Below are 25,105 nucleotides of genomic sequence, written 5' to 3'. Positions count from 1 at the left end.
GGGCGGCCGGCTCCGGTTTAATCCCGGTTCCGGCGCCAATATTTGCGGTCCAGGCTGCGGTACTGCACCGCCTCGGCGACGTGCCGGCGCTCGATTTTCTCGCTGCCGTCCAGGTCGGCGATGGTGCGGGACACCTTGAGAACCCGATCGTATGCCCGCGCCGAGAGGCCCATCCGCTCAAAGGCCCGGCGCAGGACCTCCCGCGCCTCGCCGCTCATCTGGCAAACCTCCCGTACCATGCCGGGGGCCAGATGTGCGTTGCAGTCGGCCCCGGTCCATTCCCGGCGGGCCAGCTGGCGCTCCCGCGCGGCGATCACCCGCGCGCGGATGTCGGCCGAGCACTCCGACTCGGCCCCCGCTGACAGGGTGTCGAACTCCACCGGCATGACCTCGACGTGCAGGTCGATCCGGTCCAGCAGCGGCCCGGAGACCCGCCCGATGTAGCTGTCGATCTTCTTCTCACCGCAGATACACTCCTTGGCCGGATGTCCATAGTACCCGCAGGGACAGGGGTTCATCGCCGCCACCAGCATGATCGTGCTCGGGTAGCGCAGCCGCGCGTTTGCCCGGGAAATGGTCACCGCGCCGTCCTCGATGGGCTGGCGCAGCACCTCCATCGCCGCGCGGGAAAACTCGGGCAGCTCATCCAAAAAGAGCACTCCGCCGTGGGCCAGGGAGACCTCGCCCGGGCGCGGGATGGGCCCGCCGCCCGAGAGCCCCGCCGGGCTGACGGTGTGGTGCGGCGCGCGGAACGGCCTCGTGCGCAGCAGCGGGGTATCCGGCGGCAGCAGCCCCGCCACCGAGTGGACCTTGGTGATCTCGATCGCCTCGGCGAAGGAGGGCGGAGGCAGGATGGACGGGATCCGTTTGGCGATCATGCTCTTCCCGGAACCCGGGGTGCCGATCATCAAAAGATTGTGCCCGCCCGCCGCCGCGATCTCGGCGGCCCGCCGCGCCATCGCCTGGCCCTTGACGTCCTTAAAGTCCGGCAGGAGCTGCGCCGGCGCCTGTGAAAGTTCGAGCGGCGGCGCGGGCTCGATCGGCTTTCGCCCGGCAAAGTGGTCGAGCAGCTGCATGACGCTTTGCACCGGGTAGATGTCGATCCCTCCGGCAATGGAGCCCTCCCGGGCGTTGGCCGCCGGAAGATACACCCCGCGCAGGCCCTGCTCCTTCGCCTTGAGCACCATCGGCAGTATGCCGGGCACCGGGCGCACCTCGCCCGAGAGGGAGAGCTCCCCCAGAAAGGCGAAGCCCTCGAAGGAGCCGGGCAGCTCCCCCAGCGCGCCGAGCAGTCCTATTAATATAGGAAGGTCGTAGAGGGTGCCGCCCTTGCGCAGGTCGGCCGGGGCGAGATTGACCACCACCCGGCCGGGGCGCAGCTCCAGCCCGCAGTTGCCCATCGCGGCCTTGACCCGGTCCCGCGCCTCCTTGACCGCCGCATCCGGCAGCCCGACGATTTCAAAGGCGGGCATCCCCCGGTGGTGGTCCACCTCCACGGTGACCGGGAACGCATCGATCCCCATCAGGCCCAGGCTCATGGTCTTTGCAAACATCCGCTCGTCCTCCCCAGCTGTCGAATCCTGTCGCCTTATTGTACCATGAACGGCGCGCAAATGGTATACCCTCCCACAGATATCCCGGCCCGCTTGCGGCTAGGACTCCGTCTCCTCCGCCTCGCAGCGGGGGACCGGACAGCGCCCGAGCAGGAAGAGCAGCAGCCCCACCGCCGGCAGCAGCGCCGCGGCCAATGCGAGATAGGCGCTGCCGATCCCGTGCCGCCCGCCCAGCGCCCCGGCGGCGGGGGAGGCGCCCATCATCAGCACGCTGAAGGTCATCGAGCCGATCGAGATCAAGGTGGCCCGCTGATCGGAGGGGATCATGGAATTGAGCTCCCGGTCGTTGACGGTGGCCAGCGCCTCGCTCCACATTGCGCTCAGGAAACCGCCCGCCACCCCGAGCAGGAGGCCATTTCCCGCGGCGAACAGCAGCCCCAGCGCCGTCCCGGCGCCGCAAAGCGCCAGGGTCTGCCGGTAGCTAATACGCTTTGCCAGCAGGACCGCCGCCTTCGCCCCCGCCATCCCGCCGAGGCTGACGCCCAGCAGCAACAGCCCCAGCAGATAGGAGGAGGCCCCCTGCTCGGTCAGCTGCTGCTGCAAAAAGAAGCCGCAGAGAATGCTCCCCGTCTCGACCGCCGACCCCGCCAGCATGCACAAAAAGGCGCGCGGGGTGCGGCGCAAAAAGCGCAGGGAGTCCTTTGTCTGCCGGGCCAGCAGCCTTGGCAGCTGACGCAGCCCCAGGCGGGGCCGCTCGCGCTGGCGCTCGGTGACTGCGGGCTCGCGCAGCGCCAGCGCTGCCAGCGCGCCGCAAAGCCCCAGCAAAACGTCGAGCCGGTAGCACCAGCGCCAGCCGATGAGGAGCGCCACGCCGCTGAGCAGGATCCCGCCGCCCTGTGCCAGGCGAAAAAGCAGATTTTGATTGGAGCACACCCGCAGATACCGACCCGCCTCGCGTTCCTGCAGCAGGGAATCGTAGGTGATCGCCTCCCGGGTGCCGGAGGCAAGGTTATACTCCATCGCGCAGAGCCCCAGCGACAGGCAGACGCCGAAGATGTTGGTGCTCATCAGCATGCCCAGCGCCGCCGCCCCGCTCATCAGCCGGCTGCAGACCAGGGTGCGCTTTCGCCCGAGCAGGTCGGCGAGCATGCCGCTGGGCACCTCGCAGCAGAAGCTGACCACATGGAAAAAGCCCTCGGCGATCCCGACCTCCAGCAGGGAAAACCCCCGCATGAGGAGGAAAATGACCCATACCCCCTCGCCCAGCGAGAAGCCGCTCAGGAGCTCATATAAATAGAGGCATTTGATCTGTTTGTTGAGATTCATCGCGTTTCCTTCCCGTCTTTCAAATATTTGTGAAAGCCGGGGCAGGAACGCCCTGCCGGCAAAACAAAAGGCCGCAGCGACGCTGCGGCCCAAAATTCCGATTGGAATTGCCGTCACCGTCTCAAAAAAGGCGCACCTGTCCCGTCGACGGCAAAAACGTTTCCTTTCTGGATCCGGACACAAACCATCTTCCAGCCCACCGCGGCGCGCCTCCCTTCCTTATAATAAAACCAATTATATCGGAATCGGGCGGGCATTGTCAAGCGCGGCGGCGGCAAACCGGACAAAAATTTGGATTATCCATTTCCAAATTCAGCAAAAAATGATAGAATAAAGGAGTAAGCTAACTCTTAACCACTATAACCGGAGGTGCTCGAGATGAGTGATTCTCATAAGCTGTATCAAACCTGGTGCGAGAAGGTGGACGATCCCGCGCTCAAAGCTGATCTGCTGGCCGTCGCAAACGATGAGCCGGAGATTGGCGACCGCTTCTACCGCACCCTGTCCTTTGGCACGGCCGGGCTGCGCGGCGTGCTCGGCGCCGGCACCAACCGGATGAACGTCTACACCGTGGGCGCGGCCACCCAGGGGCTCTGCCAGTGGCTGGGCAAGAAATATGGGGACGCCGCGGTCGCCATCGCCTACGACAGCCGGAACAACTCCACCCTGTTTGCGCAGCGTTCGGCAGAAATTTTGGCTGCCAACGGGATCAAGGTACATATCTTCGACGAGCTCATGCCCACCCCGGCGCTCTCCTTCGCCATTCTCCACCTGCACTGCCAGGCGGGGATCGTCGTCACCGCCAGCCACAACCCCGCCAAGTACAACGGCTACAAGGTCTATGGGCCCGAGGCTTACCAGCTCTCGCCCGAGGAGGCGGATGAGGTCCTGCGCGAGATCGAAACGGTGGACTATTTCGGCGGGATCAAGACCATCCCCTTCGAGGAGGGGCTGCGCACGGGAGTGATCCAGTACATCGGCAAGGATACGGTGGACGCCTACATCGACGCGGTGCTCAGCGAGCAGGTGGACAAGGACATCTGCCGCCAGTCGCCCATCAGCGTGGTTTACACCCCCTTAAACGGCGCGGGCAACCACTGCGTGCGCAAAATTTTGGACAGGATCGGGGTGGAAACGGTCGCGGTGGTGCCCGAACAGGAGCAGCCCGACGGCGACTTCCCGACCTGCCCCTACCCGAACCCCGAGGAGGCCACGGCGATGGAGCTGGGGCTGCGCCTCTGCGAGCGGCTGGGCTATGACATCCTGCTCGCCACCGACCCGGACTCCGACCGCGCGGGGGTGGCGGTGCGCCACCAGGGCAGGATCGTGCGCCTGAGCGGCAACGAGATCGGGGTGCTCATGCTCCAGTACATCGTGGAGCGCCGCCGCGAAACGGGCACCCTGCCAAAGGACCCGATCGTGGTCAAGTCGGTGGTCTCAACCAAGCTGTGCGACCGGCTGGCAGGGGAGCTCGGCGTGCAGGTGATCGACGTGCTGACCGGCTTCAAGTACATCGGCGAGCTGGTGGCCGAGCTCGAGCAGAAGGGCGAGGCGGACCGGTTCTTATTGGGCTTCGAGGAGAGCTCGGGCTATCTCACCGGGCCGCACGCGCGGGACAAGGACGCGGTCAACGCGGCGATGATCATCTGCGAGATGACCGCCTACTACAAGTCCAAGGGCAAGACCCTGCTCGACGTGCTCGACGGGATCTACAGCGTCTGCGGGCGGTACCTCAACGTGGTGGACAGCTACACCTTCGAGGGCGAGGACGGCAGCGTGAAGATGGCCGGGATGCTGCGCGCCCTGCGCGCCGGGGCGCCGAGCGAGATCGGCGGCCATGCGGTCGCGGCCACCGGGGACTATCTGAGCGGCAAGCGGGTGCTGGCGGACGGCGGGGAGGAGACGATCACCCTGCCCGAATCGGACATCCTCGAATACACCCTCGAAAACGGGGCCAGCGTGATCGTGCGCCCCTCGGGGACCGAGCCGAAGATCAAGGTCTACTATTCGCTGAGCGCCGCCACGTTGGAGCAGGCGCAGCAGCTCTATGAGCAGGTTTCGGCCGGTGTCAAGGCGCTTTTGGGCGTCTGAGTGGATTTCCTGAAACTTCTGCTTGCATTTTAAAATGAACTGTGCTATGATTAGTCGTACTACCGATATGGACGAGGTCAAGCTCCTCGTCGGCTGAAAGAGGTGAAAGATATGAAGAAGGGTATTCATCCGAAGTACGAGCCCACCACCATCACCTGCGCTTGCGGCGAGGTCATTGAGACCCGTTCCACCAAGAAGGACATCCGCGTGGAAATTTGTTCCAAGTGCCATCCGTTCTTCACCGGGCGGCAGAAGCTGGTCGACACCGGCGGACGTGTGGATCGTTTCAACAAGCGCTTCAACCTGGGCAAATAAGAATGATAAAATGGCGCGGAGGTTTCCGCGCCATTTTTGTTTTGCTGTCAAATTCATTCGGAGGAGGCGGGTTTTTGTGGATTACCGGACCATCCGGCAGGAGGCCAGCGATGAATTTACCGAGCGGCGCTCCCGCTTCATCGGCACCGCGAGACCGGTGCAGCATGAGGCGGAGGCGACCGAATGGATCGCCGGTCTTCGCCAGAAGTATTGGGACGCTTCCCACAACGTCTATGCCTATATTCTGCGTGAGGGGAACCTGCGCCGCTATTCGGACGACGGCGAGCCGCAGGGCACCGCCGGGCTGCCGGTACTCGACGTGCTGCAAAAGGAGGGGCTCTGTGACCTCTGTGTGGTGGTCACCCGCTATTTCGGTGGGATTCTACTGGGCGGGGGCGGGCTGGTGCGCGCCTACTCCCACTCGGCCAAGCTGGCGGTGGACGCCGCCGGGATCAAGACCATGCGCCCGTGCGCCGTGCTGGAGCTGGACTGCGACTACTCCCTCTACGGTAAGATCAGCTACCTGCTGCCCCAGTTCGGGGTAAAGACCCTCGGCAGCGACTTCGGCGCGGCGGTCCATCTGCGGCTGCTGATCGCCGCCGGGCGCAAGGAGGGCTTTGTAAAACAGCTCCAGGAGCTCAGTTCGGACACGGTGCACCCCTATCTCGTCGAGGAATGCTTCGCCGAGCTGGACTGAGATTCCCTTGACAAAAAAGCTGGAAGAGTTATGATAATACTGCCGCGATCGGAAACGCGGCAGTATTTCTGTTGATAGACCAATCGACGAGGAGAGGATCCTATTGCAGCGAGCCCCAAAACAGCCTGACCGCCACTCACTCCGGCAGCTCCAGCGGCGCACCGTGCTGCTGTGCTTTCTGGCTTACACCGTATCATACCTCTGCCGCACCAATCTCTCGGTGGTGCTCACCCCGCTGGGCCAGGACCTGGGCGCCAGCCGATCGATGCTCGGGATGGCCGGGACCGTCTTTTTCTGGACCTACGCGCTCGGTCAGCTGATCAGCGGCGGGTTCGCCCAGCGGCTCAACGCCAAGAACATGGTCTTTTTGGGGCTGCTCTGCTCGCTTTGCTGCAACCTGCTCATCGGGCTTTGCCGCAGCTACTTGCTTCTGACGGTGCTCTGGGGGCTCAACGGCTTCGCTCTTTCAATGATCTGGTCCTCCATCGTGCGCATCTGCTCGAGCTGGTTCACCTCCGGGCAGTACGGGCAAGTCTCGGTCATTATCTCGCTGCCGACCACCGTGGGGTACGTCCTCTCCTGGGGAATCACCGGACTGCTGATTAGCTTTGTCAGCTGGCGCTGGGCCTTCTTCCTGCCGGCCGCCTGCACGCTAATCTTTTTAATCTTCTGGATGTTCATGGTGCGCAATTTCCCCGAGGAGTTAGACCACTCCCTCGAAGAGCTGTGCACGGAGGAGGCCGAAACCGGCGGTCCCGGGGCGCCCGCCGCGGAGGCGCCCGCCAAGCCGGCAGTGGGGCTCTTAAAAATCCTGCTCAGCTTCACCATGGTCATCACCGCTATCATCTGCATGGTGCAGGGCGCTGTCAAGGAGTCGATCAATCTCTGGACACCGACCATTCTCGGCGACCTCGCGGGCGAGGGGGCAGGGGGGCTGGTGTCGATGTCCTCCATCCTGGTGCCGGTCATCGGCACGGTGGGGATCCTGCTCTCCTCTTGGATCGACAAGAAGTCGAAGGGCCGCTCGAACATCTCGCTCTTCCTGCTTTCGGCGCTGCTCCTGGCGCTCAGCCTCGGGCTGATCGTGCTGCAGCGCAGCTTCTTCGGATCGGTCGGGGTGATCAGCGCGATCATGGCGGTGCTCTATTGCATCAATGTCATCACCACTGCGATCGTCCCGCTCAAATTTGCCCACACCGGACGCAGCGCCCAGCTCTCGGGAATCCTCAACTTCCTCACCTATCTGGGCGCGGCCCTGGGCAGTATGTTCACCGGGATTTTCAGCGACGCCTTCGGCTGGAACGGCGCCTTCTTCCTCTGGGCCGGGCTATGCCTGCTCGCCTTCGCGGCGGTGGTCTTCTCTTTGTTCGAGCGAAAAAAAGTATAGCCAAAAGGACCGGAGCATGTGCTCCGGTCCTTTTGCTTATAATTCCAATTGGTCAATGACCTCTTTGAGCGCCCGGGCCGACTTCTCGAGCGCCTGCTGCTCGCCTTCATCGAGCGGCACATCGAGGGTCTGCTCGATCCCCCGCCGTCCGACGATGCTCGGCAGCCCGAGGCAGAGGCCGTCCAGCCCATAGTGCCCGCTGACCAGCCCCGAAACAGTGAGCACCGAATGCTCGTCGCGCAGGATGGCCTCGGCGATCCGCAGCACCGCCAGCGCAATGGCATAGTAGGTCGCCCCCTTCTTCTGGATGACCTCGTAGGCGCTGTTCTTGACCTCGTCGTAAATCTCCTTCATGCAGGCCATGTCCCCGCATTTCTGGCAGCTGCGGCAGAAGTCGGCGATGTCCACCCCCGAAACATTGGCGCTGCTCCAGACAGGCAGCTCGGTATCCCCGTGCTCGCCGATGATGAAGGCGTGCACGTTGCGGCTGTCCACCTCCAGGTGCTCGCTGAGCAGATACTTGAGCCGGGCGGTGTCCAGCACGGTGCCCGGGCCGATCACCCGCTCGGGCGGGAAGCCGGAAAGTTTCAGCGCCACATAGGTCAGCACGTCCACGGGATTGGCCACCACCAGCAAGATACATTCCCGGTTATAGCGCACGATCTGCGGAATGATCGAGCCGAAGATGCGGGTGTTTTTCTGTACCAGGTCGAGCCGGGTCTCGTTCGGGCCCTGGTTGGCCCCGGCGGTGATGATCACCAGCGCACAATCGACGAGGTCGCAGTAGTCCCCCGCCCAGACGTTCACCGGGCGCACGAACGGGTCGCAGTGGCTCAGGTCCATCGCCTCGCCCTCGGCCTTCTCGCGGTTTTGATCGATGAGCACCATCTCGGAAAAGAGCCCGCTGCGCAGCAGCGCAAAGGCGGTGGTCGCCCCGACGAACCCGGTGCCGATGATGGCGCATTTCTGGATATTCAGCATAACGGCAAAGCCCCCTTTTTCGGTTAGTTTTTCCGAAAAGGGGGGCTTTATGTTTATCGGCCCCCGTTCAATGCGATAAAGTGGGAGAAGGCCCGCAAGGCTGAAGCCCCGCTCTATCATCCCCCTGTCAAGAGGGTGACGATATATTTTTTACCCCAAGCAGGAACTCGCTCAACGTCCTGTTCATCCTGGCGCCCGAGTTATAGGGCATCTCCCCCGCGGCAAAACCGACATTGGCGCCGTAGTTCTGGATCCCGATCACCCGGCTCTGCAAATCCAGAATCGGCGCGCCGCTCTGCCCGTGGGAGATGTCGAGCCGGTAGAGCAGGTCGTCCTCCCGCACCAGCGAAAGCATCCCGTGCGCGAGCAGCGGGCTTTGCATGGCGCCGTCATACCCGGCGATGAGCGCCTCTGTGCCGGCGAGGGCCGAATCGGGATACGTCTCCCAATCGGCCAGCTGCAGCGGCTGCACCTCCTCAAAGGGCTCAAAAAACGCGATCACCCCGTAGTCGGAGCGCCAATCCCGGTCCTGCTTCCACCGCTCGGGCAGATAGAAGCCCGCGTTGTCCTCCCGTAATTCACGGCTGCCGAAGGGCGCCCCCTCCGCATTGAGTCCCGGGTAGACGGTGACCGACGCCACCTGCCCGCCCCGCCCGTAGCTGGTGTCATAGAGGCAATGTCCCGCCGTGGCGAGCAGCCCGGGGCCGTAGAGAAAGCCGGTCCCATCGCCGGTGGTTCCGTTTTGGTAGGTGATCTTCAGTTTGCAGATGGCGTTGTAGGGGGCCGCCGTGGTGTCCGCCACCGGCACACGGTCATCCTCCCCGAAGACGGTGCCCTCCTGTGCGGCGGCACCCTGGGAAAGAAAAAGAAAGGACAGAAGAAATGAGAAAATCAAAACCAGTTTTTGCATGGCTTCCTCCCGTTTTTCTCCATCATACCGGAAATTGCCGCCCGCTTACAAGCGGTAAATCCTGGGGGCAAAAAAATTGGCCCCGGAGTGGTAATCCGGAGCCCAGAGCAGAGAATTTGGTTTATCCAGCGGTTTTGGATCAGCAAAGTTTGGGCTGCCGGCGCTGCGGCAGCGCCCAGAAAAGGGAGCCGGCCGCGATCGGCAGATAGAAGGTCACCAGCCTCCAGAGCAGCACGGCCAGCGCCACGCTGCCCGCACTCGGGAAAAAGAGGCCAAAGAGGACGAAGAAGCTGCCCTCCGCCCCACCCGACGCGCCCGGAAGGGGCACGAATGAGGAGACCATCAACACAAAGGCGCTCGCGCAGATCACGGTAAAGGCCGAGACCTCCCGCGCGCCCAGCGCGAGACAAACGAAGTAGGAAGCCGCGAAGAAGGCGGTCAGCTGCAGCACGGTCATCACGACTAAGCCCAGCAGGATCCAGCCGCTGCGGCGCAGCAGGCGAAAGCTCTTGGTGAAGCCTTCGATTTCCCGGGAAAGCTTCTCCGTCATCTCCTGCGGGCGCTTGCAAAGGCGAGCCTTGCACAGCAGCCGGATGAGCGCCATCCCGAGCGCCTTTGCCGCCCTCGGGAAGAAGCAGATGCATACGAGCCCCACCACCACGGCAAAGTTGACGCAGAAGCCCACCAGCACCAAGACGGAAAACCCGCTCACCCGGCTGGCGAAGTAGGAGAAGCGAAAGAGAAGAGTAATTAAGGAGTAAACGCTCAGCACCGTCTGATAGACGATGAACTTGCACAGCAGCGCCGACGAGGCCTCGCCCAGCGGCATGCCGCAGCGCGCGAGCCGCCAGGCCTGGACCGGCTGTCCGCCGCTGGCGAACGGGGTGATGCAGTTGAAGAGCTGCCCGATCATCGAAACGCTGACGCTGTCCGACAGCCGCTGACCAGGATAAACCCGCTTGGCGGTCAGGTGGAGCGCCAGGCTCTCGAAGAGCCAGTAAAACAGCATGCAGCCCAGCGCCCCCCACAAAAAGACGGGGTGCACCCGGCGCAGAGCGCCGAAGATGGCCGCCGGGGTATCCACCAGGAAGAGGCACCCGACCACCACTGCCGCCGTGACCAGCAGCACCAGAAGGTTAAAGATGTTTTTGCGCTTCATAGGCTTTTCCCGCCCGGTGGGGCAGGCTCCTTTTCTGTTTCATGGTCTGCCGCTCGTAGACCGTTTCATAAAACTCGTTCCACATCCGCGCCACGCTCTCGCGGCTGTAGTATATATGCCCCTGATGGGACATCTCCCGCGCTGCCTGTAGTGCTGCGGGGGATTGGCGCAGCCGCTCGATCTCGCGCACGAAATCGTCGTTGTCGTGGCCCTTGAGATAGAAGTCGAAGAGAATGTTCTCATACAAGCTCAAGTCCCGCACCAGAATGGGGGTCGAGCAGTTCATCGCCTCCAGGATGGTCATGGGGAAGAGCTCGCCGTAGGAGGGGAGGAACATCACGTCGCTCAGGTTATACAGCCCGTTCATCTGCCCGCGCTCGACGAGCCCGAGCAGCCGCACATTTTCGGGCAGGTTCTTCGCCGCCTCGCGTATTTCCTTGTAGCCGTCCGAGATCGCCCCGAAGGCGAAGTCCCCGGCCCAGAGGAAGGTGACCTGCGGCAGCCTTTTTGCCACCTCGAGGAAGTCGAAGAAGCCCTTGCGCTTTTGCAGCTGCCCCACGCAGAGGACCACAAAGGCGTCGTTGTCGATGTCGTATTCCCGGCGAAGGCGCCCGCGCTCCTCCCCCGCCACCGGGTAAAACTCCTCGCTGCTGACAAAATTGGGGATATAGCGGATCTTTTCCTTCGGGATCCCGTATGCGGCCAGCTTTTCCACAAAGTCGGGATTGACCGTCACCAGATAGTCCATACTCTTGTAAAAGCGGATGACATAGCGGTAAAAGACCGCCTTGCAGAGCCCCGGGAGCTTAATGCTGCTCTCCAGCGTCTCGGGCAGGAAGTGCACATATCCCACCGCCGCGCCATGCAGCTTGACAAACGGCAGGGACAGGAAATAACCCAGGTTGATGGTGTGGAAATGCGTGATATCGTACCGGCCGCTTTGGTTTTCGCTGACCTGGAAGCGGCCGGCCAGCTCCCCGCTCACCAGCGAGACCTGTTCCTCATAGGCGGAGAGCACCCCCTGCCCTTTGATGGTGTCCGCCCGCGAACGCATATTGATCCGGATCAACGTCCTCACCCTCTCTTAGGTTTCCTCACTGTTTTTATCCTATCACGGAAAGCTCTAATTTTTCTTAAAACAATCCGTCAATTTTCTTACAATGTGGTTTAACTGTATTAACCGAACTAACTGTATTAATTCGATTAATACAGTTATACCATAGGTTTTTTCAATTTGCAAGCAAAACAAGGTGGAAATTTTTTAAAATTTTCCCGTGCATTTGTGAACAATGTGTGAAGTCCCGTTTGCAAAGCAAGGGGCGATTGATTATAATGGATTTATCTTTTACGGGAAGGGGGCTCGGCGATGGAACACGGTCAACCACTTGTGACGGTGATCATACCACTTTATAACGGGGCGCGCACCATTGTGGAGACCCTGCGCTCGGCCTGTGCGCAGACGGTGCGGGAGCTGGAAATCCTGGTGATCGACGACGGCTCGTCCGACGGCGGCCCGGCGCTGGTTGAAGACTTCTCCCGCGACGACGCGCGGGTGCGGCTGCTGCGCAATGAGAAGAACCTCGGCGTGGGGCGCACGCGCAACCGCGGTATGCGGGAAGCGCGGGGGGAGTATCTTGCCTTTTTGGACAGCGACGACCTTTGGAAGCCGCAGAAGCTGCAGCGTCAGCTGGCGCTGCTCGAAGAGACCGGAGCGGACCTGTGCTTCGCCGCCTATGCTTTCATCGACGAAGCCGGGAAGGAAACCGGGCGGGAATACCGGGTGCCGCAGTCGGTCGACTACGACGGGCTGCTGGGCGAGAATGTGATCGGCTGCTCGACCGTGGTGCTGCGCCGCAGCCGTACGCAGGGTTTTTGGATGGACCCGCACTACTTTCACGAGGATTACGTCTTCTGGCTCGAGCTGCTGAAATCTGGCTGCCGGGCCGTGGGGATAAACGAGGTACTGGTGCTCTACCGCACCGGCGGTCGTTCGGGCAACAAGCTCAGAGCGGCAAAAAACCGCTGGATCGTCTACCGGAAAAGCCAGCGTCTCGGATTCTGGCGCTCCTGCGGCTGCTTCTGGCGGTATGTGAAGGGGACGCGAAAAAAATATTTTTAGGTTTCATTTTTACAAGTATTGGGATTCTCAAGGGTTTACAACCCTTGAGCAGGTGCGGGCAGAGCCCGCGGCCTTTCCGGATTGTTGGCACTCGCGGTTACAAATCCTTCCAAAGATCAGGAAGGGGAGCAAAAAGCTCCCTGTGGGAGGTTTTTGTGTGGGGAAACCCTATCAAGGGGTTTCCCCATGACGGCAAAGCCGTCATCTTCTTGCGTAATACAAAAGTAAGGGCCCGGGGTTTCCCCCGGGCCCTTTTTATCAAAGAATAATACAGATCAAGCCGCCGCAGCCTTCGTTGATGATCCGCTCGATGGTCTCCTGCAGCCGCATGCGCGCGTCGGTCGGCATACGGTAGAGCTTGTTGTGCAGCCCCTCGTTGACCAGGTCATGCAGGGATTTGCCGAAGATGTTCGAGTCCCAGATCTTTTCGGGGCTCTCCTCAAACTCCTTAAGCAGATACATCACCAGCTCCTCGCTCTGCTTTTCGCTGCCCACGATGGGCGAGACCTCGGTGTTGATCTGGGCGCGCATCATGTGGATAGAGGGGGCGGAAGCCTTGAGGCGCACGCCGTAGCGGCCGCCCTGCTTGACAATCTCCGGCTCCTCGAGCTCCAGCTCATCCAGCGAGGGCATGACGATCCCGTATCCGGTCGCCGCCACCTCCTCGAGCGCCCCCTCGATCTTCTGGTATTTGCGCTTGATCTCGGCCAGCTCGATCATACAGGGCATGAGCGCCTCCTCGCAGGAGATATCCAGCCCCGTGGCCTCGGAGAGAATCCGGTAGAACAAGGTCGACGGCGTAACCACCCGCAGCCGCACGCAGCCGGTGCCGAGGTCCACCGAGGCCACCTTGACCTCGCGGATGTTCTCGCACTCCGCCATATCCTCGAAGCGCGGCCCCACCTCGCTGATCCGCTCGATGTCCTTGGCGCAGCCGCAGATCGCATCGTAGACCGAGGTTTTGAGCCAATGCCCCTTTTCGAGCGAGACGATCCAGCGCGGCAGGTCGAAGCGGATCTCCCGGATGGGGAACTGGTAGAGCACCAGGGAGAGGATCTCCTTGATGTCCGCTTCGCCGAGCTCCAGGCAGCTCTTGGCGATGACCGGCACCCCGTAGCGCTCGGAGAGCTCCTGCGCCAGCGCCTGGGTGCGCTCGGCGGTCGGGTGCACCGAGTTTAGGAGCACCACGAAAGGCTTGTTGATCGCCTTGAGTTCGGTGATGACCCGTTCCTCGGCCTCCTCATATTCGTCCCGGTCCAGGTCGGTGATCGTCCCGTCGGTGGTGACCACCAGCCCGATGGTGCTGTGCTCGTTGATCACCTTCTGGGTGCCGATCTCGGCGGCCATATTGAAGGGGATCTCGTTTTCAAACCAGGGGGTCATCACCATGCGGGGCTGGTCGTTCTCAACATATCCCAAGGAGCTCGGGATGATATACCCCACGCAGTCGATCAGCCTCACGTTCATCTGTACGTTGTCCCCGAGGGTGATCGCGACCGCGTCCTCGGGCACGAACTTGGGCTCGGTGGTCATGATGGTCTTGCCGCCCGCGGATTGAGGCAGCTCGTCGATCGCCCGCTCGCGCTTGAAGTCGCTTTCAATGTGGTCGATGACGACCTCCTCCATGAAGCGCTTGATGAAGGTGGATTTCCCGGTGCGCACCGGCCCCACCACGCCGATATAGATGTCGCCCCCCGTGCGGCGGGCTATGCTCTGATAAATGTTGGTCTGCATAGTTGTCCTCCCCTTGTGCTGTTTTCGAAGTTTCATCCCGCCGGCCGGGCGGGGGCACCGCGGCGCTTACACCACCGGGATCAAAAGCATCCTCTTCTCGCAAAGGCGGCCGCCCTCGAGCGAATTCTCGCTCATCACCGCCGCGAGCGAAGTGTTGTACCGCTTGGCGATGTCCCAGATGTCCTCGTCCCGCTCGGCATAATAAATGATCAGGGAGGCATCCTCGCACTCGCGCTCCTTGGGTTTCGTGGTGTCGCAGACAATGCTCGCCGCCACGCTGGGCCGCGTCACCGAATAGATGCACCCGCAGAGCAGCACGTCTGCGCGGCACTCGAGCTTATCGGCGCCCACCATGCTGTACGAGCAGGAAAGGACGGCGCCGCGCGGGGCGAAGATCACGCTGTCATAGCTCTCCTCGAGCGGGATTTTGTACTCGCACTCCTCGGGCTGCTCGTGATAGGTGATCTCACCCGACTCGCTCTGGCAGAACATCCCGTAGACCAGCTTGGCGGTGATCAGCACCGCTCCCCCCTCGTAGCGGGAGGAGGCGTCGGCCACGGTGCAGAACAGGTCGATCACCGAGCGCACATCCGAAGGCAGGTCGACCATCGCCTTGTGTGCGCAGGTCTCCTCCACCACCTTGATCAGGTTCATGCAGGCCATGGGCACCTTCTCCATGTGGCAGTCGAACTCGGTGGAATAGCAGTCGGTGATCAGCTGCAGCTGCTGGCGGCGGTGGGAGCGCACCCGTGCGTTCAGCGAACAATCCATCGCGAACAGCCGGCTCTCCCCCTCGAGGTTGACCTTGGGCGCAAATTCGCCCGAGATAACGCCCAGCTCCACCTCACACTGGCAATCCTCGTCCACCCCTTCCACATCCACGATCTGGCTGATGGGCAGGGAATACTCCATGATTTCGGGGGCCATGCCCTCGCCGTCGGGCTGGTAGAGCAGATGGACCATCAGCTCCCCCTTGACGACCACCTTGCCGCTGATCACCTTGTAGTCCCCGAGCCTTGCCACGCATTCCTGGCGGATCACACTCTGCACCGCCGGCTTTGCGGCGCCCAGCTGCAAGTCCTCATGCATGGTGAACTGGCAGGAGACATCCCCCGCGATCTCGGTGATCTCGCTGCTGGCGCTGCGCAGCTGGATCCCGGCCCCGTCCGCGTCGCAGACGACCTCCTCGCTCTTGCGCGAAAAGACCCGGCACTCCAGCGTGACGGCGCAGCGGATCTCAAACCGGCGCTGGTTGACCGCGCGGCAGTTGACATAATCGGTGCGGCAGCAGACGTCCACGATCGGGTCCTGCACCTGCATCTTCAGATCACAGCTCTTGGTATAGGGCAGCCTCTGCTCGCTGCAGCGGATGTTCCCGTCATTTCCCAGGTAATAGACCTTGAGCGCGCAGCTGAGATCCACCGTCAGCTTGTCGCCCACGATCTGGCTGGAGATCACCTTCGCCGTGCAGAAGCAGCGCAGGATTTTCACGATGTCCGGACAGTAATCGGGCAGCAGCACGTCGCTTTCCACGGACTGCTCGAGATTCCCTTCGTACACCATTTCGTTTATAACAACCGCCTGTCTCGAAACACTCAGCTCCATTCGGATGTTCTCCCCTTTTCCATTTTCTACTCAAATATATGAGGACACGCCATGCAATATACCCTTCTTTCTGCAAAACAGGGGGCGCAAAAGCGTAAAATACGCTTTTGCGCCCCCTGCAGGCGTTCCTATCCCGGGCATCCTCAGCGCAGCTGCGCCGCCCAGTTCCCGTTTTCAAAGACACAGATTTCATTGCCCAGCTGGTCGATCCCCACCACCGTCATATCGGCGGTGCCAATCATGAAATCGACATGCACCAGCGAATCGTTGGCCCCGGCCCTTACCAGCTGCTGCTTGCTCATCGCGGTCCCGCCCTGCAAGCAGGAGGCGTAGGCGCGCCCCAGCGCCAGGTGGCAGGATGCGTTCTCATCGAACAGGGTATTGTAGAAGAGTGTCCCCATGTCCGATATGGGCGAGCAGCTAGGCACCAGCGCCACCTCGCCCAGGCGGTAGGAGCCGTCGTCCACATGGATCAGCCGCCGCAGGGCCTCGAACCCCTTTTTGGCGGTGTAATCAAGCACATAGCCGTTTTCAAACATCAGCGAGAAGTCCTCGATCAGGGTCCCCTCGTAGTTGAGCGGCAGGGAGCCGGTCACCACCCCGTCCACCCGCTCGCGGTGCGGCAGGCAGAAAACCTCCTCGGTCGGCAGGTTGGGGAAGAACCCGACCCCGGAGCGGGTCGTTTGGGAGCCGCCGCCCCAGACATGCTTGCGCGGCAGGCCGAGCACAATGTCCGTCCCGCTGCCGTTATAAAAGTGCAGCGAATCGAACTGCTGCATATTGAGCCAATCCCGCCGCTTTTTAAGCTGGCGGCCGTGCTCCTTCCAGGCCTCCTCCGGGTCGGGCAGGTCGGCGCGCACCGCCCGGAAGATCGCCTCCCAGAGTCTGCGCACGGCCTCCTGCTCCTCACAGTCCGGAAAGACCTTGCGCGCCCAGGGCTTGGTGGGGGCGGAGATGATGCTCCACTGCACGCCGTTTACATCGAGTACATTATGGAATGGTTTATACGCTTTGAAGAGCGCGCGGGTATTGACCGCCTGCTTTTGGCTATCCACATCAGAAAAGATTTCGGGATCGCCCGCGGCGATTTGCAGCACGGCGGCGCCCTGTTCGGCATAAGAATTGCGGGAATCGGCGAGCCAGGCGGGCACTGTCTCGAAGACCTCGAGGGCAGCGTGCTGGAAGCGGATTTTCTGAAATTTTTCGTCCGAGTAATGGATGGTCACATCGCGCGCGCCCGCACGGTAAGCCTCCTCGGCGATCAGGCGCGCGAAGGGCGCGCAATCGACGGGGGACATGAGCAGCAGTTCCTGTCCCGGCTGGAGATTGACCCCGGTGCGCACGGCGAGGGTAGCATAATTTTTGAGACAGCTTTCAAAATTCATGAAACGACCACCTTTCCCGGTTTATCACGCTACTATTTTAACATGAACCGCCGGATTCAGCAAGCGGGCGGCGGGGCGCCGCAGCCGATTCGCGGTGGCGAGCCGCCACGCCCGATTCGCGAAAGAACCAGGTTGCAACGCAGACATGCTCAGCCCGCGCTTTTAATGAGAGCGCGACGAAGTGGGGTTACAAGGGGGCGACGCCCCTTTGGCGGGGCGTGGGGCAGCGCCCCACGGTCTTAAAAGCGTAGCGAGGCGCGGGGAGGGGAGGCCGAGCTTCCAGTGGAAGGTCGGACGGGGAACCCCCAAGAGGGGGTTCCCCCAAAGCGGCGAAGCCGCAAAAAATTCGCTAAATGACTGAACTCAGCACACTCTAAGTAAAAATATTATTTCGTATTATTTTATAATAAAATGCACTATTTTCTACCAATTACGATATTATTGTTTCATTAAGGAGTGAGCTATATGAGCCCGGTCACTAGCCCATTGAAAGAAAGGGTCAGCATCACACTGGATAGTGATGTTGTAAATAAAATTACTCAGTACGCCCGTATGGACGGAAGGAACTTTTCGCAGTACATAAATTTTGTTCTTATGCGGCACATCCGTGCAGTGGAGAAAAGACAGAATGAAAAGAAAACCCTTTAGGCTCTATGGCTCCTACGTCGCCGTCCTGCTCGAGCTCTTGGCCCTGCTCAGGGGCTGTACCATTCAGATTGAAAAGGAGGTATCCCCTTGCGTGCTTACCACCCGGGAGACGATTGCGGACGCATCGTCTTCGACCCCGACGAGATCATGCGCAAACGCGGCCTCACCGATGCCGGGCTCTGCCGCCGCGCCCAAATCCGCCCCGAACAGCTCCGCCGTTACCGCCAAAACAAAATAAGATTCGTAACCCTCGATGTGGCCGAACGCCTCTGCTTCGCACTGGAATGTCAGTTTACCGACATTTTCCACTATCTCCCGCCCGCGGAGGATTCCGCTGCCGGGGAGGATTCCGCCGCTGCCGGGGAGCAGGGTGCTCCCGGGAAGCAGGCTTTTTAGGGGAACCCCCTCTTGGGGGTTCCCCCTCGGCCCTCCACTGGAGGCCCGATTCCCCCTCCCCCGCGCCTCGCTGCGCTTTAAGACCGTGGGGCGCTGCCCCACACCCCGCTCAAGGGTCAGGAACCCTTGAGAATCCCTTTATACAGAACGCGGGCTGAGCACTTCTGCTTTGGATCTAGTTCTTTCGCGTATAGGGAGCGGCGACTCGCCGCACAGAAAAACGCGGTGGATTTCTCCACCGCGTTTTTTGTTCGTTTATTGCCGTATTTTTAGTTTTCCTCTTCATTCCAAGAGTACATCTTGCGCAGCTCGCGCCCGGTCTCGATGAGCTGATGCTCGCTCTCCCTGCGCCGCATGGCGTTGAAGTGCGGGCGGCCTACACGGTTTTCCAGAATCCAGTTGCGCGCAAAGGTGCCGTCCTGGATCTCGCTTAGCACCTTCTTCATCTCCTTCTTGGTCTCCTCGGTGATCATCCGCTTGCCGACCTCATAATCGCCATATTCCGCGGTGTCAGAAATCGAATAACGCATCCGCTCAAAGCCGCCCTGGTAGATCAGGTCAACGATCAGCTTCATCTCGTGGATGCACTCGAAATATGCGCTTTCCGGCTCGTACCCGGCCTCGACCAGGGTCTCAAAGCCCGCCTTCATCAGCGCGGTCACGCCGCCGCAAAGCACGCACTGCTCGCCAAACAGGTCGGTCTCGGTCTCCTGCTTGAAGGTGGTCAAGAGGCAGCCGGCTCTTGCGCCGCCGATCCCGGCCGCATAGGCCAGCGACAAATCGAGCGCGCGCCCGGTGTAATCCTGATACGCGGTCACCAGCACCGGCACGCCCTTGCCCGCCAGGTACTCGCTGCGCACGGTGTGCCCCGGGCCCTTCGGCGCGACCATGAACACGTCCACGTTCTTCGGCGGCACGATCTGGCCGAAGTGGATCGAGAAGCCGTGCGCAAAAGCCAGCGCCTTGCCCTCGGTGAGGTTGGGCTCGATGCTCTCCTTGTAGAGCGCCGCCTGCTTCTCGTCGTTGATCAGGATCATGATGATATCCGCCGCCTTGGCCGCGTCAAAAGCGGTCATGACGGTCAGCCCGGCCGCCTCGGCTTTGGCCCAGGACTTGCTGCCCTCGTATAACCCGACGATCACCTTGACCCCGCTCTCGTGCAGGTTGAGCGCATGGGCATGGCCCTGCGAGCCGTAGCCGATGATGGCTACCGTCTTGTTGTCGAGCAGTCCGAGGTTGCAGTCGCTCTCATAAAAAATCTTTGCCAATGGTAACATCTCCCTTTTTATAATTTCAGCAGATACCTACTTTTTCCCGTTTCCTATGGTGTCCGTGCCCTTTTGCAGGGCCACGGTGCCGGTGCGCACGATCTCCCGGATCGAGAAGGGCTTGAGCATCTCGATGATCAGCTCCACCCGCTCCGGGGTGTCGCTGAGCTCGATGGTCATGGTGCCCAGCGTGATGTCGGCGATCTTCGCGCCCATGATGTCGCAGATGTTCACAATATCCGGCCGCTCGCCCTGGCGCGCGGCCACCTTGATCATCAAAAGCTCCCGGCAGACCAGCTCCCCCTGGGGGATTCGCCGCACCTTGATGACGTCAATGAGCTTGTTGAGCTGCTTTTCCACCTGCTCGGCCACGTAGGAGTTGCCCTCCACCACGATGGTCATGCGCGAAAGGGTCTTGTCCTCGGTCACCCCGACGGCCAGGCTCTCAATGTTGTAGCCCCGCCGCGCGAACAGCCCGGAAATGCGGGAGAGGACACCGGCCTGGTTTGCCACCAGGATCGAAATCGTCTGTTTCATCTCCCCCACCTCCTAAATCGAGCTCTCATCGGGATCGACCACACATTCCAGCAGATACGGCCCCTCGCTTTGCAGCATCTCGCTGACCGCCAGCGGGATGTCCATTTCGTCGCTCAGCCGCGCGCAGGGGATGCCATAGGCCGCGGCCAGCTTGAGGAAATCGGGGCTCCCGTCGAGGAAAATCCCCGAGAGGGTGCCGCCATATTGATTCTGCTGCAGCTCGCGCACCATGCCGAGCCGCCCGTTCTTCATCACGACGATCTTGACGTCCAGGCCCTCCTGGCAGATGGTCGCCAGCTCGTTCATCTGCATCTGGAAGGAGCCGTCGCCGCAGATGACCACCGTCTGGCGGCCGGGGGCGGCGAGCTTGGCCCCCACCGCAGCGGGCACCGAATAGCCCATGGTGCCCATCCCGCCCGAGGTGAGGAACCGCCCGTTTTGAAACGAGAGGTGGTTGGCCGCCCAGATCTGGTTCTGGCCCACATCCGCCGCCACCACCGCGTCGGGGGACAGCTGCTGCGAAAGCCCGCGCACGAAGACGCGGGGATTGACGCTCCCCTGCCGGGGCGAAAGGTCGTAGCGCACCGCCTGGCGCTTTTCCTCCAGCAGCCGGATCCACTCCGCGCTCTCGCAGCGCCCGGTGCAGCCCAGCAGCTGGGTCACCACGTTTTTGGCGTCCCCCACCAGGGGAATGGCGGCCCCGACGTTCTTGCCGATCTCGGCGGGATCCACGTCGATATGTACCACCCGCGCGCGCTTCTCCACCACGCCCGGCGAGGTCATCGCCCGGTCGCCGGCCCGCGCGCCGATGATCACCAGCAGGTCGGCGTTGTGCACCGCGAAGTTGGCCGCGCTGTTGCCGTGCATGCCGAGCATCCCGTAAAAGAGGGGATGCCCGCTCGGCACCGCCGAGAGGCCCATCATGGTCGAGACCATCGGCACCTGGCACTGCTCGGCCAGAGACAGCACCTGCCCGCCCGCCCCGGCGGCGAGCACCCCGCCGCCCAGGCAGATGAGCGGGCGGTAGGACTCCATGACCGCGTCCGCCACCCGGCGGATCTGGGGCGGATTGCCGCTGACGGTGGGCTTATAACCCCGGATATTGACGGTATCCGGATAATTGAATTCGATCATTTCCTTCTGCACATCGATCGGGATGTCGATGAGCACCGGTCCCGGCCGCCCGGAGGAGGCGATATAAAAGGCCTCCTTCATGATCCGCGGGATCTGGGTGGGGTCCTTGACCAGCCAGCTGTACTTGGTGAAGGGCTCGGCCGCGCCGGTGATGTCCGCCTCCTGGAACACGTCCCGCCCGATCTGGTCGCGGCTGACCTGGCCGGTGATGGCCACGATCGGGATGGAATCCATATAGGCGGTGGCGAGCCCGGTGATCAGGTTGGTCGCTCCCGGGCCGCTGGTCACCACCACCACGCCAGGACGCCCGCTCACCCGGGCATAGCCCGAGGCGGCGTGGCCGGCATTCTGCTCCTGCCGCACCAGTACGTGGTGGATCGGGGAGCCCGCCAGACTGTCATAAAACGGACAGATCGCCGCGCCCGGATAACCAAATACGACCGATACGCCCTCGTGTACAAGTGCTTCCACCATGCCCTGTGCCACTGTGATCATCGTCTGTCGCGCTCCTTTCGAAAGGTTTATTTCAATAATTATACGCTTTCTGCTATGCTCCCGTCAAGATATTTCACCACTTTGCACTGTAAAACGGTGAAGCGGGCCGGTCAAAAGCGCTTTGGAGCCCTTTTCATTCCAGCGCCGCCACATTTTGCACATTGACTTCTTCGGGAGGGTGTTCTACAATATTTTTAGCTTATCCGACTCCGCCGCACTGACAGAACCTCAGCCGCTGCGCGACGCAAATAACCGGCAATCTTACATAGAAACAGGAGAACACTATGATGAACGACCCTCAGCAGCTACTCTTTTCCCTGCGTTCGATGACCGTCTACCGCGGGCTGCTCCAAGACCCCGCCGTCAAGAGCCTCTTGCAGCTGCTCGACAGCCGCGAGTGCCCGCCCGCCCAGGCGGCGAAGAGCTACGGCGACCTCTTCTGCACCCTGACGAAGGCCGGGATGTCCTTAAGCGACTACCTGTATGAGCAGGTAGTCTACGACGACAACCTCTATACCCGCCTGTGTGCCGGGAACAAGCCGGTTCCCGAGGCGCTGCTTGCGGCGGCGCGCCACGACCTTTCGGCCATCGGGAGCCTCGCGTACCTGGGCGCGCAGGAGCTGAAAAGTCACCTGCGCACCTGCTACCCCACCCTGGGCGATGCGGTGGACGCGCTGCCCGAATATTCCTGCGAACACGCCCGCTTCACCCTGCACGAGGGCGACTGGGCGGCCGAGGCCGAGGCGCTGCGCGAATTCTGCCGGGATAACGGCTACGGCAAGTTCGCCTGCCACCACGTCTTCGTACCGGACGAGGACGCCAACCTGGCGCCGCTCGAGAGCTACGACCCGGTGACACTCGAGGACCTGATCGGCTACGAGCAGCAGATCAACACGGTCAAGGAGAACACCCTGGCGCTGCTCGCCGGGAAGGGCGGGGCGAACATCCTGCTCTACGGCGACAAGGGCACCGGCAAGAGCTCCACCGTCAAGGCGGTGGCCAACTCCTACGCCGACCGCGGCCTGCGGCTGATCCTGGTCAAAAAGTCCCAGATTCTGCTGCTGCCGCAGGTCTTTTCCCAGCTGGCCCAGAACCCGATGAAGTTCATCATCTTCCTCGACGATCTGTCCTTCTCGGACATCGACGACAGCTTCTCCGCGCTCAAGTCGATCATTGAGGGCGGCGAGCAGGTGGCGCTTTCCAACGCGGTGATCTACGCCACCACCAACCGCCGCCACCTGGTGCGCGAGACCTTCTCCTCCCGGCTGGGGGACGAGGTCCATCTCTCGGACAGCCTGGACGAGGCGGTCTCCCTGTCCGACCGCTTCGCGATCACCCTGACCTATCTCAAGCTGGACCGGGCGGAATACATCGCGATGGTCTGCGAGATGCTCGCCCGCGCAGGGATCGCCGACAGCGACGAGCTGCGCGCCCAGGCGCTGGCCTACTCGGTGCGCAAGGGCGGCTACTCGCCGCGGGTGGCGCACCAGTTCGTCGCCCAGAAGCTGCGCGAGCTCTAAACAGATTTGACTGACATCCCGGAAAGGACGTGCCCGTTTGAAAGGACTGAAAATTTGCACCCTGGCGCTCACGCTGGCAACGCTGCTGTGCTCCTGCGCGCTGGTGGACTGGATCGACGGCTTCATGGAGCGCTTTCAAAAGGACGAGAAGCCCGCCGTCTCCTCGAGCGAGCCCGAGCCGGTGGACCCCAACTGGCCGGTGGAGATGGGGGACGTGACCATCGAAAAAAAGCCCAAACGGGTGGTTTCGCTGAACCCCTCGATCACCGAGCTGGTCTTCGACATGGAGCTGGACTCCGCCTTAAAGGGTGTGGACGACTACTGCGCCTACCCAGAGCAGGCAAAGGAGCTGCCCCGCTGCGGCACCGAGGCCATGCCCGAGGTGGAAGCCATTGCGGACGAGGACGCGCAGCTGGTGCTGGTCTTAAACGAGCTGCCGGCGGCGCAATACGAGGCGCTGCTGCAGGCGGACGCCGAGGTGATCGTGCTCGAAAAACCGCAGGAGATTGACAAGCTGCCAGAGTATTACGAGCAGATCGCGACCATCTTCCTGGGCAAGGAGGACGGGCCAAAGCGGGCGAAGGAATTTGCCGAGCCGCTGCTGGCGGCCTACGATGAGATCACAGAGGCGGTGCGGGAAGCGGACGCGCCCCGGCCGCTGGGGTGCTTCATGGCGCTGCTGCCGCTGACCATGGCGACGGGGGACAGCCTGCAAGGGCAGCTGCTGGAAGCGTGCGGGATCGAAAACGCGGCGGCAGAGAACAGCGACTGGCAATACCCGGAGGACCAGCTCCTGGCGTTCAATCCGGAGGTGCTGGTGTTTGACACCCGCACGGCGACGCTGGACGAGGTAAAGAATCATTATAATTATAAGACCACGCCCTGCGTGGTAAACGAGAGGCTGTTGGCGGTAGACGGTTCCGCAATTGAAAACGGAGGCAAGCGGTTGTTTGAGACGGTGCTGGAGATGGCACGGTTTGCCAACGCAAAACTCGATCTGCCCGAGCGGCAGCGGGGCGCTGCGGCCGATTCGCGAAAGGACTAGTATACAGGGCGGCCATGCTCAGCCCGCGTTCTAAATGTGAGCAAAGAGAAGAACAAATAAAAACGCGGTGGATTGCTCCACCGCGTTTTTCGTATTATTAAAAAATGGATTCCAAGGGGGCGACGCCTTCTTGGCGAGGAGTTTGAGGGCGAGGAGCCCTCATAAAGACGTAAAAGGTGCGGGGGCGGCGAGCCGCCGCGCCCGATTCGCGAAAGAGCCAGCGTGCGTGCGGTAACGCTCAGCCCGCGTCCTGAATAGGGGGATTCTCAAGGGTTCTCGACCCTTGAGCAGGGTGTGGGGCAGCGCCCCACGGTCTTTAGCGCCAGCGAAGCGCAGGGAGGGGAGGCAAACCTTCCAGTGGAAGGTTTGACGGGGAACCCCCAAGAGGGGGTTCCCCACTTATTCCTCGTTACTTTCGTCGGTTTCCTGAGAAAGCAATTTGTATTGCAGGCTCAAAAGTTGATTAGCGGTTGAAAGTAAGAATTGCTGCGTTTCAGGCAATAAACCTTCAAAGATTTCGCTAAATTCTTTAATATAGGGCGAAGAGGAAAACATTTCACCCTCCCCATTGCGAAGCCAACTTTCGCTAATATGAAAAACAGAACAAATTAATTTTATATTTTTGTCGGTCAAGGTATTCTTTCCGCTTTCTAACATGGAAAGTGTTGTCTGAGTCAAACCAATTTGATTGGCAAAATCAGTTTGATTAATCTGTAGCTGCTTTCTTATCGCTTTTATTCTATCACCAATGTCCATCTTTACACCTCCAATTTTTAATATTAATATATCAGAAATTTAAT

General features: G+C 61.3%; 22 protein-coding genes. 9 read left to right on the top strand and 13 right to left on the bottom strand.

The window, feature by feature from the left end; translation table 11 throughout:
* Positions 1-17: 17 nt before the first annotated feature.
* Both EDD78_RS02100 and EDD78_RS02095 read right to left on the bottom strand, forming a co-directional pair.
* Entirely contained in the window at positions 18-1,553 is a 1,536-nt protein-coding gene (locus tag EDD78_RS02100) for a YifB family Mg chelatase-like AAA ATPase (protein ID WP_132083780.1), read from the bottom strand.
* Between the two features lie 99 nt (positions 1,554-1,652).
* Entirely contained in the window at positions 1,653-2,879 is a 1,227-nt protein-coding gene (locus EDD78_RS02095; RefSeq protein ID WP_132083778.1) for an MFS transporter, read from the bottom strand.
* Between EDD78_RS02095 and EDD78_RS02090 the strand changes: the two genes are divergently transcribed.
* From EDD78_RS02090 to EDD78_RS02070, 5 genes are all read left to right on the top strand, one after another.
* A complete protein-coding gene (locus tag EDD78_RS02090; RefSeq protein ID WP_165873075.1) occupies positions 2,866-3,213 on the top strand; it encodes a hypothetical protein in 348 nt (115 codons plus the stop codon). The two genes, EDD78_RS02095 and EDD78_RS02090, sit on opposite strands and share 14 nt — an antisense overlap.
* A 44-nt stretch (positions 3,214-3,257) precedes the next feature.
* Positions 3,258-4,970, top strand: a complete 1,713-nt coding sequence (locus EDD78_RS02085) for a phospho-sugar mutase (protein ID WP_132083774.1) — start codon at positions 3,258-3,260, stop codon at positions 4,968-4,970.
* Between the two features lie 111 nt (positions 4,971-5,081).
* Entirely contained in the window at positions 5,082-5,285 is a 204-nt protein-coding gene (rpmE, locus tag EDD78_RS02080; RefSeq protein ID WP_079698142.1) for a 50S ribosomal protein L31, read from the top strand.
* 76 nt (positions 5,286-5,361) lie between these two features.
* On the top strand, positions 5,362-5,982 hold the full coding sequence (locus tag EDD78_RS02075; RefSeq protein ID WP_286170666.1) for an IMPACT family protein: 621 nt from the start codon (positions 5,362-5,364) through the stop codon (positions 5,980-5,982).
* Positions 5,983-6,085: 103 nt separating this feature from the next.
* Positions 6,086-7,369, top strand: coding sequence for an MFS transporter (locus EDD78_RS02070; RefSeq protein WP_165873074.1), 1,284 nt, complete (start codon positions 6,086-6,088; stop codon positions 7,367-7,369).
* 36 nt (positions 7,370-7,405) lie between these two features.
* Here the strand turns inward: EDD78_RS02070 and EDD78_RS02065 are convergent, their stop codons facing one another.
* From EDD78_RS02065 to EDD78_RS02050, 4 genes are all read right to left on the bottom strand, one after another.
* Positions 7,406-8,350: an L-lactate dehydrogenase gene (locus tag EDD78_RS02065; RefSeq protein WP_132083768.1), complete on the bottom strand. Its 945-nt coding sequence runs from the start codon at positions 8,348-8,350 to the stop codon at positions 7,406-7,408.
* Positions 8,351-8,477: 127 nt separating this feature from the next.
* The gene (locus EDD78_RS02060) at positions 8,478-9,260 is read right to left on the bottom strand and encodes a trypsin-like serine peptidase (RefSeq protein WP_132083766.1); all 783 of its coding nucleotides are present in this window, start codon (positions 9,258-9,260) and stop codon (positions 8,478-8,480) included.
* Positions 9,261-9,399: 139 nt separating this feature from the next.
* Positions 9,400-10,419 (bottom strand): lysylphosphatidylglycerol synthase transmembrane domain-containing protein, encoded by a 1,020-nt coding sequence (locus EDD78_RS02055; RefSeq protein ID WP_132083764.1) that lies wholly within the window; start codon positions 10,417-10,419, stop codon positions 9,400-9,402.
* Positions 10,397-11,488: a glycosyltransferase family 4 protein gene (locus tag EDD78_RS02050; protein ID WP_117507640.1), complete on the bottom strand. Its 1,092-nt coding sequence runs from the start codon at positions 11,486-11,488 to the stop codon at positions 10,397-10,399. Before EDD78_RS02050 ends, EDD78_RS02055 begins: the two co-directional genes overlap by 23 nt.
* A 297-nt stretch (positions 11,489-11,785) precedes the next feature.
* On the opposite strand from EDD78_RS02050, the gene EDD78_RS02045 reads away from it, so the two are divergent.
* Positions 11,786-12,538, top strand: coding sequence for a glycosyltransferase family 2 protein (locus EDD78_RS02045; protein WP_132083762.1), 753 nt, complete (start codon positions 11,786-11,788; stop codon positions 12,536-12,538).
* Between the two features lie 258 nt (positions 12,539-12,796).
* On the opposite strand, the gene spoIVA is transcribed toward EDD78_RS02045, so the two are convergent.
* The 3 genes from spoIVA to EDD78_RS02030 form a co-directional block, all read right to left on the bottom strand.
* On the bottom strand, positions 12,797-14,272 hold the full coding sequence (gene spoIVA, locus EDD78_RS02040) for a stage IV sporulation protein A (RefSeq protein WP_079698149.1): 1,476 nt from the start codon (positions 14,270-14,272) through the stop codon (positions 12,797-12,799).
* A 66-nt stretch (positions 14,273-14,338) separates the two neighbouring features.
* Positions 14,339-15,877, bottom strand: coding sequence for a DUF3794 domain-containing protein (locus tag EDD78_RS02035; RefSeq protein WP_132083760.1), 1,539 nt, complete (start codon positions 15,875-15,877; stop codon positions 14,339-14,341).
* Positions 15,878-16,020: 143 nt separating this feature from the next.
* Entirely contained in the window at positions 16,021-17,262 is a 1,242-nt protein-coding gene (locus tag EDD78_RS02030; protein WP_132083758.1) for an aminopeptidase, read from the bottom strand.
* A gap of 735 nt (positions 17,263-17,997) precedes the next feature.
* On the opposite strand from EDD78_RS02030, the gene EDD78_RS02020 reads away from it, so the two are divergent.
* On the top strand, positions 17,998-18,306 hold the full coding sequence (locus EDD78_RS02020) for a helix-turn-helix domain-containing protein (RefSeq protein ID WP_132083756.1): 309 nt from the start codon (positions 17,998-18,000) through the stop codon (positions 18,304-18,306).
* 269 nt (positions 18,307-18,575) lie between these two features.
* On the opposite strand, the gene ilvC is transcribed toward EDD78_RS02020, so the two are convergent.
* The 3 genes from ilvC to ilvB are packed head-to-tail and all read right to left on the bottom strand — an operon-like array spanning position 18,576 to position 21,740.
* On the bottom strand, positions 18,576-19,574 hold the full coding sequence (gene ilvC, locus EDD78_RS02015) for a ketol-acid reductoisomerase (protein ID WP_079698154.1): 999 nt from the start codon (positions 19,572-19,574) through the stop codon (positions 18,576-18,578).
* Between the two features lie 36 nt (positions 19,575-19,610).
* Entirely contained in the window at positions 19,611-20,111 is a 501-nt protein-coding gene (gene ilvN, locus EDD78_RS02010; RefSeq protein ID WP_079698155.1) for an acetolactate synthase small subunit, read from the bottom strand.
* 12 nt (positions 20,112-20,123) lie between these two features.
* Positions 20,124-21,740, bottom strand: a complete 1,617-nt coding sequence (gene ilvB / locus EDD78_RS02005) for a biosynthetic-type acetolactate synthase large subunit (RefSeq protein ID WP_079698156.1) — start codon at positions 21,738-21,740, stop codon at positions 20,124-20,126.
* A gap of 284 nt (positions 21,741-22,024) precedes the next feature.
* Between ilvB and EDD78_RS02000 the strand changes: the two genes are divergently transcribed.
* On the top strand, positions 22,025-23,260 hold the full coding sequence (locus EDD78_RS02000; RefSeq protein ID WP_132083754.1) for an ATP-binding protein: 1,236 nt from the start codon (positions 22,025-22,027) through the stop codon (positions 23,258-23,260).
* Positions 23,261-23,297: 37 nt separating this feature from the next.
* Entirely contained in the window at positions 23,298-24,305 is a 1,008-nt protein-coding gene (locus EDD78_RS01995) for an ABC transporter substrate-binding protein (protein WP_132083752.1), read from the top strand.
* Positions 24,306-24,704: 399 nt separating this feature from the next.
* Here the strand turns inward: EDD78_RS01995 and EDD78_RS01990 are convergent, their stop codons facing one another.
* The gene (locus EDD78_RS01990; protein ID WP_207739345.1) at positions 24,705-25,061 is read right to left on the bottom strand and encodes a helix-turn-helix domain-containing protein; all 357 of its coding nucleotides are present in this window, start codon (positions 25,059-25,061) and stop codon (positions 24,705-24,707) included.
* Positions 25,062-25,105: the final 44 nt, after the last annotated feature.

This window comes from Harryflintia acetispora (assembly GCA_004340125.1).
GTDB lineage: Bacteria > Bacillota > Clostridia > Oscillospirales > Ruminococcaceae > Harryflintia > Harryflintia acetispora.
The sequence above is the reverse complement of the archived record's forward strand: the minus strand, read 5'-3'. Positions and strand labels throughout refer to the sequence as shown.

Bases quoted from the DNA above. Each gene is read 5' to 3' on its own strand.
- EDD78_RS02100 (WP_132083780.1), bottom strand. From the start codon at position 1,553: ATGTTTGCAAAGACCATGAGCCTGGGCCTGATGGGGATCGATGCGTTC.
- EDD78_RS02095 (WP_132083778.1), bottom strand. From the start codon at position 2,879: ATGAATCTCAACAAACAGATCAAATGCCTCTATTTATATGAGCTCCTG.
- EDD78_RS02085 (WP_132083774.1), top strand. From the start codon at position 3,258: ATGAGTGATTCTCATAAGCTGTATCAAACCTGGTGCGAGAAGGTGGAC.
- rpmE (WP_079698142.1), top strand. From the start codon at position 5,082: ATGAAGAAGGGTATTCATCCGAAGTACGAGCCCACCACCATCACCTGC.
- EDD78_RS02065 (WP_132083768.1), bottom strand. From the start codon at position 8,350: ATGCTGAATATCCAGAAATGCGCCATCATCGGCACCGGGTTCGTCGGG.
- EDD78_RS02060 (WP_132083766.1), bottom strand. From the start codon at position 9,260: ATGCAAAAACTGGTTTTGATTTTCTCATTTCTTCTGTCCTTTCTTTTT.
- EDD78_RS02055 (WP_132083764.1), bottom strand. From the start codon at position 10,419: ATGAAGCGCAAAAACATCTTTAACCTTCTGGTGCTGCTGGTCACGGCG.
- EDD78_RS02045 (WP_132083762.1), top strand. From the start codon at position 11,786: ATGGAACACGGTCAACCACTTGTGACGGTGATCATACCACTTTATAAC.
- spoIVA (WP_079698149.1), bottom strand. From the start codon at position 14,272: ATGCAGACCAACATTTATCAGAGCATAGCCCGCCGCACGGGGGGCGAC.
- EDD78_RS02035 (WP_132083760.1), bottom strand. From the start codon at position 15,877: ATGGAGCTGAGTGTTTCGAGACAGGCGGTTGTTATAAACGAAATGGTG.
- EDD78_RS02030 (WP_132083758.1), bottom strand. From the start codon at position 17,262: ATGAATTTTGAAAGCTGTCTCAAAAATTATGCTACCCTCGCCGTGCGC.
- ilvN (WP_079698155.1), bottom strand. From the start codon at position 20,111: ATGAAACAGACGATTTCGATCCTGGTGGCAAACCAGGCCGGTGTCCTC.
- ilvB (WP_079698156.1), bottom strand. From the start codon at position 21,740: ATGATCACAGTGGCACAGGGCATGGTGGAAGCACTTGTACACGAGGGC.
- EDD78_RS02000 (WP_132083754.1), top strand. From the start codon at position 22,025: ATGATGAACGACCCTCAGCAGCTACTCTTTTCCCTGCGTTCGATGACC.
- EDD78_RS01990 (WP_207739345.1), bottom strand. From the start codon at position 25,061: ATGGACATTGGTGATAGAATAAAAGCGATAAGAAAGCAGCTACAGATT.